Source organism: Candidatus Paceibacterota bacterium (genome assembly GCA_035530615.1).
In the GTDB taxonomy this organism is placed as follows: Bacteria; Actinomycetota; Actinomycetes; order Nanopelagicales; family Nanopelagicaceae; genus QYPT01.
On sequence record DATKUL010000003.1, the window covers coordinates 24,999 to 38,418 of the forward strand.

Here is a 13,420-nt window from a genome sequence, read left to right on the forward strand (position 1 = left end):
CGCTCACTTGGCACCACCTTTCAAGGAAATCATTTCCTCTTCCGTAAAATATTTCTCTAACTCGTGCGGGTCAAAGAGGTCAAGAAGACGTTGGGGCATGCTTGGCAATTTTTCCTTAGTGACACTGATTTTGGAGCCATCCCACGTACAAATCGAGTTGACTTGGCGCCACTTCGGATTCATCGTTGGAAAATCTTCGCGGGTATGTCCCCCTCGTGATTCCTCTCGCTGGAGAGCTGCACGTGCAATGCATTCAGAAACCATCAGCATCGTCTCAAGGTCTAATGTGAGATGGAAACCAGGATTGAAGGCGCGGCCACCCTCAGGTTTTACTGTGGCGGCGCGAGTTCGGAAATCCGCTAATTTAACTAGGGCATCTTCCAATTCCTTTTTAGTTCGGATGATTCCCACCAGATCATTGGTTACTTGCTGAAGCTCGGCATGAATCGTGTATGGATTTTCAGCTCCAGTGCGTGTGAATGGAGCGTTAAGTTTCTCGCTTGCACGCTTCACTGTCGCGTCAGAAACTGCATTGACCCTATTCTCCTTAACATAGGCAGATGCACCCAATCCTGCAAGACGGCCGAAAACCAAAATATCCGAGAGTGAATTGCCACCAAGACGATTGGATCCATGCATACCGCCAGCAGTCTCACCAGCAGCAAAAAGTCCAGGCACACCTATTGCTGCGGCCGTATCGGGATCCACATCAATACCACCCATCATGTAATGGCAGGTGGGTCCGACTTCCATCGCTGTCTCCGTAATATCGACATCGGCTAACTCTTTAAATTGATGCCACATACTCGGTAATTTCTTCTTAATAACATCAGCTGGCATACGTTTGGACACGTCAAGAAAAACGCCACCGTGGGGTGAGCCACGACCCGCTTTGACCTCAGAGTTGATCGCCCTGGCTACTTCGTCGCGCGGAAGGAGTTCAGGAGGGCGGCGATTATTGGCTTGATCGTTGTACCAACGATCAGCTTCTGCTTCGTTATCTGCATACATCTCTTTAAATACGCTTGGAATGTAATTGAACATGAAGCGTTTGCCTTCAGAGTTGGTAAGAACGCCACCATCACCGCGGACGGATTCTGTAACAAGCAAACCGCGTACAGACAGAGGCCAGACCATTCCTGTTGGATGGAACTGAACAAACTCCATGTCCTTCAACCGTCCGCCGACCTTAAGGGCTAGCACATGACCGTCCCCAGTGCCTTCCCAGGAATTGCTTGTGACTTTAAAGGACTTTCCGATTCCACCTGTTGCCAGAACTACAGCGGTAGCTTCGAATAGAACTTCGCTACCGGTTTCACGCCAATAGCCGTAAACTCCGGCAACTTTATCGTTCTCTTTCAGTATTTCAGTAACAGTTAATTCAGCAAATACTTTTATGAAACTTTCAGCATCGCCGTGGTCACGGGCATCTCTTTGCTGAAGTGCGACGATTCTCTGTTGCAATGTGCGAATAAGTTCTAGACCGGTGCGATCACCCACATGCGCAAGGCGTGGATACTCGTGGCCACCGAAGTTTCGTTGGCTGATTTTTCCTTCCGCAGTGCGGTCAAAGAGAGCGCCCCACGTTTCGAGTTCCCATACCCGATCTGGTGACTCTTTGGCGTGCAATTCGGCCATTCTCCAGTGGTTCATGAACTTTCCACCGCGCATGGTGTCGCGAAAATGAACCATCCAGTTATCGTCAGAGTTGACGTTTCCCATGGAAGCAGAGACGCCGCCCTCTGCCATAACAGTGTGAGCCTTCCCGAAGAGTGACTTACAAATAATGGCTACACGAAGTCCGGCTTCACGCGCTTCTACTGCGGCACGAAGTCCGGCGCCACCTGCGCCAATAACAACGACGTCGTATTTGTGCTTCTCAATAGTGCTCATCGATGGCTCCTCGAACTTGAATTAAATACTGCTAGATACATGATTGTGAATTAAAAGAAGTAGAAGTTGGTGATGGATCCAGATGCGACAAAGCGAACATAAAGATCGGCAAAGGCAACTCCGAACAATGAAACCCAGGCGAAATTCGCATGGCGATGGTTCAAGATTGAAACCCAGGTCCACAATTTGTAACGAACCGGATGCTTGGAGAAATGCTTCAATCGTCCACCGATTGTGTGGCGACATGTGTGACAAGAAGCCGAGTACAACCAGAGCAGTGTCGCGTTGGCAAGAAGCACAAGGGTGCCAACGCTCATGTGGCCCCATTGACCTTCACTATTTCTAAATGCTAAGAATGCATCAATCGTGAGAATCATGTTAAAGACAAGACCAGCTAGAAAAAACCACCGATGGCCATTCTGCAACACAAGTGGGGCTTTGGTCTCGCCGGTATATGTCGAGTGTGGTTCAGCAACAGCGCATGCAGGTGGTGACTGCCAGAAAGATCGGTAGTAAGCCTTGCGGTAGTAGTAGCAGGTCATCCTGAAGCCCAGCGGGAAAATCAAAATAAATAGCGCAGGCGATATGGCCATTCCAAAAAGAACAGCAGTCCCAAATGGATGCCCTAGCAGTGATCCATTTTCAGGACAGGCTGATGTAAGGCAAGGTGAATAAAAAGGAGAGATCAGCGGCTCAGCGAAATAGAACTTCGCCTCAAAAGCTCGAAATGTCGCATAGATAATGAAGGAGACAAGTACGGCTACCGTGATCGCCGGCTGTAGCCACCACCGATCGGTGCGCAAGGTTCGAGCCGAAATTTTGGCACGGGTAGCTGAAAAAACTCCAGACATACAACATCTCCTTTTGCCCGGCTTTAAACGCGGGCGCTAGGGAGAAGTTTCCTGCGAAAACGCAGATGTGGCTAGGCGTACTCGCACGTATTTGCCTATGAAATCAACCACACTGGCTATTTCTTGAAAAAATGGCGGAGGGCGAGGGATTTGAACCCTCGAAGGTTTCCCTTGCCGGTTTTCAAGACCGGTGCACTCGGCCGCTATGCGAGCCCTCCGCGGCGTAATCTACCTGAAATGAGGGCTAACCAGGAAGTTGGAGCAATTCCTCCAAGATAACCGCAACTCCATCGTCAGTATGTGGAGGAGCTATATTTTTTGCATGGTTTTTGGCATCTGGATGACCATCGGCCATCGCATATGAACGGCCAGCCCATCTCAACATTGAAAAATCATTGGGATTATCTCCAAATGCGACGCAGTCTTTTGCTTCAATCCCCAATCGGTCTGCCATCTTTGCCAATGTCTCTCCTTTTGAAACACCAATAGCTGATATTTCCAGAAGTGAGTCATGTGAATTGGAGTGCGTGACAGTGGCTATTCCATCTAATTCCTGAAGTGCGATGTGCAGCATCTCATCCGAGCTTAAATCTTGCCCGGAACAGCGAGCCAATAATTTGAGAGCGGGTTGCAACATAACCTCCTCAATGAGATCAACGCCTTCATTATCCAATCCAACATCCCAACGAGGGATGTACGCCTTCTCTCGGTGATAAAGGGTACTTGTCTCTACCGAAAAAGAAATAGTTGGAATCTTCGCGCGAAGCTTCTGAACGCAATCCATCTGCGCATCTACCGAAAGAAGCCATTCTTCCAGAACTTGATCTTCCATCAAGTCATAGAGCATTGCGCCATTGCCGCAAATTGCCGATCCAATTCCGAATGCATCTTTGATCTCGGGCATCCAACGCGGCGGCCTTCCCGTCACAAAAAATATTTCGATACCCATTTCGTGCGCCTGTCGAAATACATTGATCGTGCGTTGAGATATCTCTCCGTAGTGTGCAACTATTGTTCCATCAAGATCTGTCGCAATTAGTTTTGGGCGAGAAGTCACACCAACTCGAATCTCGTCATACCTAAAAACGGCTGGAGGGCTTTGGGAACATTGACGGTTCCATCGGCGTTTTGGTGGTTCTCTAAAATCGCCACAATCGTTCGTGGAACCGCCACGAGAGTGCCATTGAGAGTGGCGACGGGAGAAGTGTTCTGGCCGTCCTTCATCCGAATGTTCAATCTTCGCGCTTGGAATTCCGTGCAATTGGAAGTGCTCGTCACTTCTCGGTATGTGCCCTGGGTAGGTATCCAGGCTTCGCAATCAAACTTGCGAGTTGCACTTGATCCGAGATCGCCAGAGGCTACGTCGATAACCCGATATGGGATCTCCATTGCATTAAGGAAATCCTTCTCCCATTGAAGCAGTCGCTGGTGTTCGGCAACTGCATTTTCTGGCTTACAGAAAGAGAACATCTCCACTTTGTCGAACTGGTGGACACGGATGATTCCACGAGTGTCTTTGCCATATGTTCCAGCCTCACGCCGAAAACAGGTTGAATAACCCGCGTAGCGAAGCGGCAACTTCTCTGCATCCAAAATCTCATCCATATGAAAGGCAGCAAGTGGAACTTCGCTGGTGCCTACCAAGTACACATCATCCTCTTCTAGATGATAAACATTTTCCGCTGCTTGGCCAAGAAATCCTGTTCCTTGCATGGCGGGAGGATTGACGAGAACGGGTGGGATTACCGGAATGAAGCCAGCTTTAACCGCACTTGAGATCGCGTAGTTAACCAGCGCGAATTCAAGAAGCGCGCCCACTCCAGTTAAGTAATAGGAGCGGGATCCAGCAACTTTTGCTCCCCGCTCTGTATCAATGGCGCCAAGAAGTTTCCCCAACTCAACGTGATCTCGCGGTTCGAATCCGTCTTTCGAGAAGTCGCGAGGAGTGCCGACGTGTTCGAGTACGATGAAATCTTCCTCACCACCAATGGGCGCCGCCGGATCTAATAGATTGGAGAGAAGCAGCGCTAGATCTTCTGACTTCTTCTCTGCTTCCGCCCGACATGTATCTGCAGCTTTCACTCGTGCTGAAAGTGCTTTACCCTCCTCCAGAAGAGCAGCCCTCTCATCGCCCTTTGCCGCTCCAACAGATTTTGAGAAGACATTCTGTTGCGCGCGAAGTGCTTCGAATTCGACAATCGCATCACGTCGAAGCGCATCCGCGGCAAGCACTTGATCCACAATTGAGGGATCTTCGCCCCGGCCCTTCTGTGACGCACGCACTACATCAGGATTCTCGCGAAGGAACTTGATATCGATCATGTTGCTTGCCCCTCCCGTGGGTACGAACCTAAGAAGCGGATGTCTTCGCATATTTCACGAAGTCCGGCCAATGCCTTGTTTACCGCTGGGTCATTTATGTGACCCTCGGCATCAATAATGAAATGGTAGTGACCTAGTTCGAGCCCCGTTGGCCTGCTCTGAATGAAAGTCAGGTTCACATTCTGCTTGGCGAACTCAGTCAGCACTTCTAAGAGTGCGCCAGCATGATCCAGACCGATAAAGATCGCCAGCGAGGTCCGGTCATGGCCAGTCGGAGCAGGGAGATGCCCAGGTTTTGTGACAAGCACGAAGCGCGTGACCGCCCCATCGTTATCGCCAATATTATCGGAAATTATTTCGAGACCGTAGTGAGCCGCGGCCGCAGGGGCAGCGATGGCCGCATCAAACTCCCCGCGGGCGATTGACTCTGCCGCGCCCGCCGTCGAGGCAGTTGCAATCATTTCTGCGTGTGGGTAATTGCGTGCAATAAAAGATCGACACTGCGATTCGGCGTGCGGGTGTGTCGCAATCCGATTGATCACAGTTGTACCTGGCTTGACCATGAGTGCAAAGGCGACAGGGAGCGTCACCTCTCCAGCGATTATCAGCGGCTCTCCCGTTGCAAGTTCGTCCAGAGTCCGTGCAACCACTCCTTCAACGGAGTTTTCTATTGGCACCAAGGCATACTCGGCCTCACCATTGCGGACCGCGTTAAGTGTTGCAGTGACATTCGCATAGGGAACCAGTTCATCGGTCGAAGTGGTGATCTTCTTAAGCGCTGCCTCCGTGAAGGTGCCAACTGGCCCGAGGTAGGCATAAGTGCTCATTGCTTAAGGATAGCCGAGCACCATGCGAGCCTGCGCCGGCTTATTTGTGATCACAACATCGATATCACTGAAAGCACAGAATTCAACGTCTTTTGGATCATCAACTGTCCAAACAAAGAGGCGTTTGCCTCTCCTTTTAGCTCCGGTGATTATTTGCGGCCTCGCCTTTATCGTTTCAATGCTGGGGCCGAGAGTTTTAGCAGAGGAGAGATTCTCAAGTAATAGTCCTTTGATGCCATCAACCAACATCACGGTATTTGTCCCAATATGCTTCGAGGCGTATTGCACCGCAGTCCACGAAAAGGACATGATAGAAACTTCAATTCCCGAATCATCTATCTTGGATTTATATGTATCCAATTCTTTCTTAATAACTTTTTCAATCTCATGCCCTGTTGGTACTGGGTGTTTAGTCTCAATGGCAATGTCTTTCTTATGAGCGATTGCGAGTTCAAGGTATTCCGTGAGGAGCATTACCTGCGGATAACGATCACGGATTTGCATATAGCTCAGGGCAGCAATATCTCCTTTGCTTCCAGCGGTGCGATCCATCGTGGAGTCGTGCCAGAGAATCGGGACTAGATCCTTGGTTAAGCGGACATCGCACTCAAAACCATCGGCTCCTTGCTCGATCGCAGCTTGATAGGCCGCTAAAGTGTGCTCCGGAAAATCACTAGAAGCCCCCCGGTGAGCATAAACCTTCGGCCTGTTGCTGGAAGCGCTCGCCATCATCTACTTTGCCATCTCTCTCACAGTGGACACTATTGTAAGGTGAAGTATGAAAACTAAGATTTTACTGGTTGGAATCGATGGTTTGATCCTCAACAAAGCCCTCGATTCAGGTAAGGCGCCCACACTTTCTTCCCTTAGAGAGACCGGTCATTTCACCGAACTCACGATGAGTGTGCCGACTCTCTCCGGCCCGGGTTGGTCAACTCTTTTAACAGGATCGACACACGCCGAGCATGCGGTCCGCGACAACTGGTTTTCTGGGCACAATCTTCTTTCCCGACCCGATCTGCTCAGTCGTGCGTTCTATCAAGACCAATCGACTACTACTTTCGCAGCTGCGGGTTGGCCACCACTTGTAGATCCATCGGGTGTGGGACCTGTCATCCATGAAAGACGGGAGCAAGCCCGCGCGGGTCAGCACCGAGTGATTTCGCGCGACGGAGAAACCTACGGTTACCAGAAAGTCGATTCCGAAATAGCGAACATTGCCGTCCTTGCGATGGAAAAGTTCGGCCCTGATGTGAGTTTCATCTACTTCTGCGACGCAGACGAGGCCGGGCACGCTTATGGGGTTCTTGGCAACGAGTACCTCGATGCGATCGCGCGAGTCGATGAACACCTCACTCGACTTCACCAGGCACTCAATACACGAGCAGAGAACCTGAATGAAGAATGGCTACTTGTTCTCACAACAGATCATGGGCATGTAGATCAGGGCGGTCATGGAGGAGACAGCCCTCAAGAATTGGCATCATTTGTTATTGGAGTGGGAATCGGGCGAGAGAATCCACAATGGCCAACAGACTTTGCTCCTCACGAACTTATTTCCCTGCTCCTTGACGCCCGCGCTTAACCAGCGAACCATGTCCCCAGACCCATGTATTTAGAGGTACTGCGATCGGAGGGCAATTTACGTGCTCGCATTATTTAAGCCAAGTGGCGCACCAGGGCTCGAATTAACCGAACGACCCGAACCTGAAGCGGGAGATCACGAAGTAAAGATCCGCGTTCTTCGCACTGGAATTTGTGGCACGGATTTACATATTGAGTCATGGGATCCATGGGCAGCGGCCAATATAAAAGCGCCAATGATTCCCGGTCATGAATTTTATGGCGAGGTTGTAGCTGTAGGGTCACAGGTTCGAGATGTAAAAGTTGGCGCGCGTGTATCGGGTGAAGGCCACATCGTCTGCGGAACCTGTCGTAACTGCCGGGCAGGACGACGTCACATGTGCATTCGTACTTCCGGCGTCGGGGTCAATCGCGATGGTGCCTTTGCTCAATTTATTGTCATCCCAGAATCAAATGTCTGGGTACATGGAGAAGGTGTGGATCCAGATCTTGGCGCGATATTTGATCCCTTCGGAAACGCAACCCACACCGCCCTCAGTTTTCCCCTCGTGGGCGAGGATGTTCTCATCACTGGTGCCGGTCCAATTGGCCTAATGGCGGCGGCGATTGCCAGACATATTGGCGCGCGCTTCATTGTCGTGACCGATGTTTCAGCCCCAAGACTGGCGTTGGCGCAACGGATGGGTGCAGATCTCACTATAAATGTTGCACAGACGCGAATAAAGGATGCCCAAAAAATCCTCGGGATGCATGAGGGATTCGACGTTGGATTTGAAATGTCAGGGCATTCAAGCGCGCTTCCCGAGATGATCAACAACCTCAATCACGGCGGTCGGGTTGCGATGCTGGGGCTGCCCACTGAGTCAATTGATGTCGATTGGGCAAAGATCGTGACGCACATGATCACAATCAAAGGCATTTATGGACGAGAGATGTATGAAAGTTGGGTTGCGATGAGTGCAATGCTGCAATCGAGCACGTGGCTTCGCGAAGCGCTCTCTTCTGTGATTACCGATCGCTTCCCAGCCAAAGAATGGCAAAAGGGATTTGATGCCGCACGTGCTGGGACTGGCGGAAAAGTCGTGTTGAACTGGGAGGATCTCCATGTATGAAAAAATGAAGTCACAACTGGAGAACACGCTTCGTGAGATTAAGGATGCAGGCCTCCTTAAAGGAGAGCGGCCATTTTCTTCATCACAATCATCGCACATTGAAGTCAATGGAAAAGATGTATTGAATTTCTGCGCTAATAATTATCTTGGACTAGCTAATCATCCAGAGATTATTGCAGCCGCTAAGAATGCGTTGGACGAGTGGGGATTTGGACTTGCCAGCGTGCGATTTATTTGTGGAACGCAAGACTTGCACCTCAAACTCGAAGCGAAGGTCTCCCAATTTTTGGGAATGGAGGACACTATTTTGTTCTCCTCTTGCTTTGATGCAAATGGTGGAGTCTTCGAAGCACTATTTGGAAGTGAAGATGCGATCATCTCCGACGAACTCAATCACGCATCGATTATCGACGGCATCCGGCTCTCTAAGGCAGCGCGCTACCGTTACGCCAACCGGAATATGGGCGATCTTGAAGCCCAACTCATTGCAGCCAAAGATGCTCGGCAGCGTTTAATTGTCACAGACGGCGTTTTCTCCATGGATGGGTACTTGGCTCCTCTTCAAGAAATTTGCGATCTGGCAGATAGATACGGTTCACTCGTGATGGTTGATGATTCACATGCGGTTGGCTTTATGGGAGAGCATGGGCGTGGCACCCCCGAATTCGCAGGGGTCGAGGGTCGCATTGATTTTGTTACCGGAACTTTTGGCAAAGCGCTCGGCGGGGCGGCCGGTGGTTACGTTAGTGGTCGCGCTGAAATCATCGCCCTACTTAGACAAAGGGCAAGACCGTACTTATTCTCTAATTCGCTGCCCCCTGTAGTCGTCGCGGGTACTCTGGCAGCAATTGAGCTCGCCGCCAATAGTGCAGATTTAAGAGCGCGTGTCTTTGAAAACGCAGCGTTATTCCGCGCAAGAATGCAGAAGGAGGGTTTCGACCTACTGCCTGGTGAACACCCGATCATTCCCGTTATGTTCGGTGACGCCTCCCTTGCTACCCGGATAGCTAACCGAATGTTGGAAGAGGGCGTCTATGTCACTGCCTTTAGCTACCCAGTTGTTCCAAATGGAAAAGCCAGAATTAGAGTCCAACTCTCTGCCATACATACAGAACAGGACATCGAATCCTGCGTCCGTGCTTTTGTTACGGCGCGCGCAAATACATAGTCACCTATAAGGTACAAAGAATACGAGATCCGTCCGGGGAGTTGAAATGAAGAAAGTAACACTTGGCAAAGAGAAACTTGAGGTCTCCCGAATCGGTCTGGGATGCATGGGCATGTCTGCCTTCTACACAGGTAGCGGGCAGGACGATGAGGGAGCAATCAAGACTATTCATCGTGCCTTAGAACTTGGGATTACTTTTTTTGACACTGCCGAAATTTATGGCCCCTACACAAACGAAGAACTTCTTGGGCGCGCACTCGCAAAGCGACGTCAAGATGTAGTGATTGCCACCAAGTTCGGCACTCTGCTACACCGTAGTGACCACAGCCGTGGACTTGATGGCAGTCCGGAAAATGTTCGCCTCTCGATTGAAGGGTCTTTGAAACGGCTAAAGACCGACTACATCGACCTTTACTACCAACACCGGATGGATCCGAAGGTCCCGATAGAAGAAACTATTGGCGCGCTAAGCGAATTGGTGCAAGCAGGAATGATTCGACATATTGGCCTCTCGGAGGCGGCGCCTGAAACCATTCATCGCGCCAATTCCGTCCACCCGATAACCGCACTTCAAACAGAGTATTCGCTCTGGTCGCGAGAACCTGAAGCGGAAATCCTTCCATTGATACGCGAACTCGGCATCGGATTCGTTGCCTACTCTCCCTTGGGAAGAGGCTTCCTAACCGGAACAATCCGTTCACTTGATCACTTTGATGCAGTAGATACTCGCAGGACTAGCCCGCGGTTTAAGGCTGAGAACCTGGAGGCCAACATCCGTATCGTGGAGGAAGTTGAAGTGGTAGCCGCCCAACTTGGAGTTAAACCAGGTCAAGTTGCCTTAGCGTGGCTACTCACGCGCGGAGATGATGTCGTCCCTATCCCAGGAACAAAGCGGATCAACTATCTTGCGGAAAATATTGCAGCCGAGTCTATTGAACTGACGCAGAACCAACTCGATACCCTCGATGCCCTGACTACTCCCATTGGGGATCGGTACGCAGATATGTCCACGGTGAATAGATAGGAATTCTTCATACCAGGCTACGCCGAGTTTAAAAGGTAATAACCATCAGTGCGCGAGAGGGGATTTGAACCCCCACACCCTTGCGAGTACACGGACCTGAACCGTGCGCGTCTGCCGTTCCGCCACTCACGCCTTCTATGACCGAGATTATCACCATTAGGCTTAACTCCTAGGTTGCAAATGGGATGTATCGAGCAAGCGGAGAGGAGCACCGTGAGCGAGAAAATTGCCGCTGGTTTTGTAACTGCCGAGCGCTCTGTTGTGGGTCTGGTTCGATCCGGCAATGAAGATTCAGCATTAATTCATCCTTACCTCCTCGCTGTCGCCGATGGAATGGGAGGCCATGCAGGTGGGGAAGTGGCTTCTTCTCTGGCAGTAAAAACACTTGCCAAGTTGGCTCCTATCTTGGAGAAAGGAGGAATCGATAACGATTCAATCGAAGATCTGCTTTTAAGCACTTTGGAAGAGATCGATTCAGAGATCGGACGAGTCGCTGATCGCAACGATGATCTAACGGGCATGGGTACGACATTGAGTGCGCTCATGATGTACGGGAGAAAATCAGATAGGAAGGTAGCCCTACTCCATGTTGGTGATTCGCGATGTTATCGACTCCGCGGAAATACTCTGATACAGATAAGTCACGATCACACAGTTCTGCAAGAACTTCTTGATCAAGGGTCGATCTCTTCAGAAGAGGCCCATGAGCACCCGCAAAAATCCTTTTTGACACAAGCCTTAATGGGTGATGGGCCTCTCTCTCCCGTTCTCATGATTTACCAAACTAATCCTAAGGATCGCTTCTTACTCTGCAGTGACGGCTTATCTGGCGTTCTAAGTGAGAAGGAAATCAAGAGTGGTTTAAAGATCCGTAATCGCGAGGATGCGCTCACTTTCTTGATGGATGCTGCTTATTCGGCTGGTGCACCCGATAATGTCACCGTGATACTTGCAGATATCGATCGCGAAAATGGTGAGCCCTCCTCAGCTCCGCTTCCAACTACATTTCCCGTGACATTCCTGGGTGCGGCCCTTGATAAAGAGGCAGAACGATGAGCGCGCTTCTAGGAGGCAGGTACAAACTTGGAGAGATGATCGGCTCCGGTGGAATGGCCGATGTCTACATCGCTAATGACCAGAGACTCTCTCGGAAAGTTGCCATCAAAATTCTACGCAGCGACCTAGCACGCGACCCTTCCTTTGTTGCACGGTTTCGTAAGGAAGCACTCGCGGCAGCCGGATTGAACCATCCTGGAATTGTTGCAGTGTACGACTCAGGGGAAGAACCCGCTCCCTACATTGTTATGGAACTAGTTTCCGGCCACACGCTTCGGGAATTGATCCATCAAGGCGAGCGACTGCCTGTTGATCGGGCACTCGAAATCGGTGAAGGTATTTTGGCTGCTCTTGAATACTCGCACAACTGCGGAATTGTTCACCGCGACATAAAGCCAGCCAACGTGATGATCACCGATCAAGGCGTCGTCAAAGTAATGGATTTTGGTATTGCACGCGCCCTCGATGACATCGGAGCCACGCTCACTAGTACATGGAATGTTGTTGGTACAGCTCAATACCTTTCACCAGAACAGGCGATGGGTGAGGTGTCCGACTACCGAAGTGATATCTACTCGGTGGGTTGTTTACTTTACGAAGTGCTGGTAGGCAGGCCTCCTTATACGGGGGACACTCCAGTTTCGATCGCCTTTCAGCACGTTTCCGGGGAATTGATAAAGCCAAGCACTCTCAATGCGGAATTGCCTGCTGGTTTGAATATCTTGCTAACTGTTGCACTGGCAAAAAACCCCGCCGACCGATATCAGAGCGCATCACAGATGTTGGATGACATCAAGAACCTACGCGCCGGTCGAGTCATCACTACCAAGATTCCTCGCAAGAAAATGAGTAGGCGCAAATTAATATCTGCTGGCATTGGCGTGCTTCTCGTCGGGCTGCTGGTCAATTTTGGAGTCGGTGCCCTCAATAAATCGCAGGGCGAGAAAATGATTTCTCTACCTAATGTGGTTGGCCTGACTCCAGAGGCTGCGCAAGCTCAACTCCTAGGTTTCGTCATCACCATACAACATGCTCATAGTCCGACTATTCCTGTGGGTAGAGTGATTGACCAGGTACCTCTTGCGACAACTAAAGTTAAAGAGGGTACCGCAGTTGTATTAACAATCTCTGACGGAGTCGGCGACGCCACCGTACCCACTGATCTCATAGGGATGTCACTGTCGGATGCTCGTGCAAGTTTGGCGGCTGCTGGTCTTGTTATTTCGCAAACCCAAGCAGTTCCATCGGATAAACCACAGGGAACTGTCTTGAAAGTCTCTCCTGATGGTGGATCCATACTTCCTTCGGGTAGTGGAGTCACTTTGCAGATCGCAAGTGGCGATGTTGAAGTGCCGTTTTTAATTGGATTACAAGAAATTCCCGCTCGAACTGTTCTGGCGCAAGCTGGTTTCCTCGTGCGAACACTGGATGGAACCGATCTGTCGCAGCCAGCCGGCGTCGTTCTCGCACAGGCACCTGAAGCCGGAACTACTCAAACGATTGGATCTACAGTCACCATCACGATTAATCGCACTGAACTTGCCAGCCCAACCCCGATCGACACAACTATTCCTACTAATTAA

General features: G+C 50.5%; 12 protein-coding genes and 2 tRNA genes. 6 read left to right on the forward strand and 8 right to left on the reverse strand.

Translation table 11 applies throughout. The features are described 5' to 3' along the window. Nucleotides 1–3: 3 nt before the first annotated feature. The 7 genes from VMW30_08620 to VMW30_08650 all read right to left on the reverse strand — a co-directional run bounded on the left by VMW30_08620 (nt 4) and on the right by VMW30_08650 (nt 6,625). Entirely contained in the window at nt 4–1,893 is a 1,890-nt protein-coding gene (locus VMW30_08620; GenBank protein ID HUW88417.1) for a fumarate reductase/succinate dehydrogenase flavoprotein subunit, read from the reverse strand. A 50-nt stretch (nt 1,894–1,943) separates the two neighbouring features. Then, nucleotides 1,944–2,744, reverse strand: a complete 801-nt coding sequence (locus VMW30_08625; GenBank protein ID HUW88418.1) for a hypothetical protein — start codon at nt 2,742–2,744, stop codon at nt 1,944–1,946. 132 nt (nt 2,745–2,876) lie between these two features. Further along, nucleotides 2,877–2,962, reverse strand: a tRNA-Ser gene (locus VMW30_08630). Between the two features lie 26 nt (nt 2,963–2,988). Continuing rightward, nucleotides 2,989–3,801 (reverse strand): HAD family hydrolase, encoded by an 813-nt coding sequence (locus VMW30_08635; GenBank protein ID HUW88419.1) that lies wholly within the window; start codon nt 3,799–3,801, stop codon nt 2,989–2,991. Beyond that, nucleotides 3,798–5,066 (reverse strand): serine--tRNA ligase, encoded by a 1,269-nt coding sequence (serS, locus tag VMW30_08640; protein HUW88420.1) that lies wholly within the window; start codon nt 5,064–5,066, stop codon nt 3,798–3,800. The genes VMW30_08635 and serS overlap by 4 nt, the downstream gene beginning before the upstream one ends. Then, on the reverse strand, nt 5,063–5,893 hold the full coding sequence (gene pheA / locus VMW30_08645; protein ID HUW88421.1) for a prephenate dehydratase: 831 nt from the start codon (nt 5,891–5,893) through the stop codon (nt 5,063–5,065). The genes serS and pheA overlap by 4 nt, the downstream gene beginning before the upstream one ends. Nucleotides 5,894–5,896: 3 nt before the next feature. Next, the gene (locus VMW30_08650) at nt 5,897–6,625 is read right to left on the reverse strand and encodes a glycerophosphodiester phosphodiesterase family protein (protein HUW88422.1); all 729 of its coding nucleotides are present in this window, start codon (nt 6,623–6,625) and stop codon (nt 5,897–5,899) included. Between the two features lie 46 nt (nt 6,626–6,671). On the opposite strand from VMW30_08650, the gene VMW30_08655 reads away from it, so the two are divergent. The 4 genes from VMW30_08655 (at nt 6,672) to VMW30_08670 (ending at nt 10,781) form a co-directional block, all read left to right on the forward strand. Further along, nucleotides 6,672–7,478: an alkaline phosphatase family protein gene (locus tag VMW30_08655; GenBank protein ID HUW88423.1), complete on the forward strand. Its 807-nt coding sequence runs from the start codon at nt 6,672–6,674 to the stop codon at nt 7,476–7,478. 61 nt (nt 7,479–7,539) lie between these two features. Further along, complete coding sequence (gene tdh / locus VMW30_08660; GenBank protein ID HUW88424.1) at nt 7,540–8,589, forward strand: L-threonine 3-dehydrogenase; 1,050 nt, start codon at nt 7,540–7,542, stop codon at nt 8,587–8,589. Beyond that, a complete protein-coding gene (locus tag VMW30_08665) occupies nt 8,582–9,757 on the forward strand; it encodes a glycine C-acetyltransferase (protein ID HUW88425.1) in 1,176 nt (391 codons plus the stop codon). The genes tdh and VMW30_08665 overlap by 8 nt, the downstream gene beginning before the upstream one ends. A gap of 46 nt (nt 9,758–9,803) precedes the next feature. Beyond that, complete coding sequence (locus tag VMW30_08670; protein ID HUW88426.1) at nt 9,804–10,781, forward strand: aldo/keto reductase; 978 nt, start codon at nt 9,804–9,806, stop codon at nt 10,779–10,781. 49 nt (nt 10,782–10,830) lie between these two features. Here the strand turns inward: VMW30_08670 and VMW30_08675 are convergent. Continuing rightward, nucleotides 10,831–10,913 (reverse strand) — tRNA-Leu (locus VMW30_08675). Nucleotides 10,914–10,994: 81 nt separating this feature from the next. Between VMW30_08675 and VMW30_08680 the strand changes: the two genes are divergently transcribed. Continuing rightward, nucleotides 10,995–11,837: a protein phosphatase 2C domain-containing protein gene (locus VMW30_08680; GenBank protein HUW88427.1), complete on the forward strand. Its 843-nt coding sequence runs from the start codon at nt 10,995–10,997 to the stop codon at nt 11,835–11,837. After that, nucleotides 11,834–13,420, forward strand: a complete 1,587-nt coding sequence (locus VMW30_08685) for a PASTA domain-containing protein (GenBank protein HUW88428.1) — start codon at nt 11,834–11,836, stop codon at nt 13,418–13,420. Before VMW30_08680 ends, VMW30_08685 begins: the two co-directional genes overlap by 4 nt.

Excerpts from the sequence above, each read along its gene's own strand:
- VMW30_08650 (HUW88422.1), bottom strand. The coding sequence starts at position 6,625 with ATGATGGCGAGCGCTTCCAGCAACAGGCCGAAGGTTTATGCTCACCGG.
- pheA (HUW88421.1), bottom strand. The coding sequence starts at position 5,893 with ATGAGCACTTATGCCTACCTCGGGCCAGTTGGCACCTTCACGGAGGCA.
- serS (HUW88420.1), bottom strand. The coding sequence starts at position 5,066 with ATGATCGATATCAAGTTCCTTCGCGAGAATCCTGATGTAGTGCGTGCG.
- VMW30_08655 (HUW88423.1), top strand. The coding sequence starts at position 6,672 with ATGAAAACTAAGATTTTACTGGTTGGAATCGATGGTTTGATCCTCAAC.
- VMW30_08665 (HUW88425.1), top strand. The coding sequence starts at position 8,582 with ATGTATGAAAAAATGAAGTCACAACTGGAGAACACGCTTCGTGAGATT.
- VMW30_08670 (HUW88426.1), top strand. The coding sequence starts at position 9,804 with ATGAAGAAAGTAACACTTGGCAAAGAGAAACTTGAGGTCTCCCGAATC.
- VMW30_08625 (HUW88418.1), bottom strand. The coding sequence starts at position 2,744 with ATGTCTGGAGTTTTTTCAGCTACCCGTGCCAAAATTTCGGCTCGAACC.
- VMW30_08685 (HUW88428.1), top strand. The coding sequence starts at position 11,834 with ATGAGCGCGCTTCTAGGAGGCAGGTACAAACTTGGAGAGATGATCGGC.
- VMW30_08620 (HUW88417.1), bottom strand. The coding sequence starts at position 1,893 with ATGAGCACTATTGAGAAGCACAAATACGACGTCGTTGTTATTGGCGCA.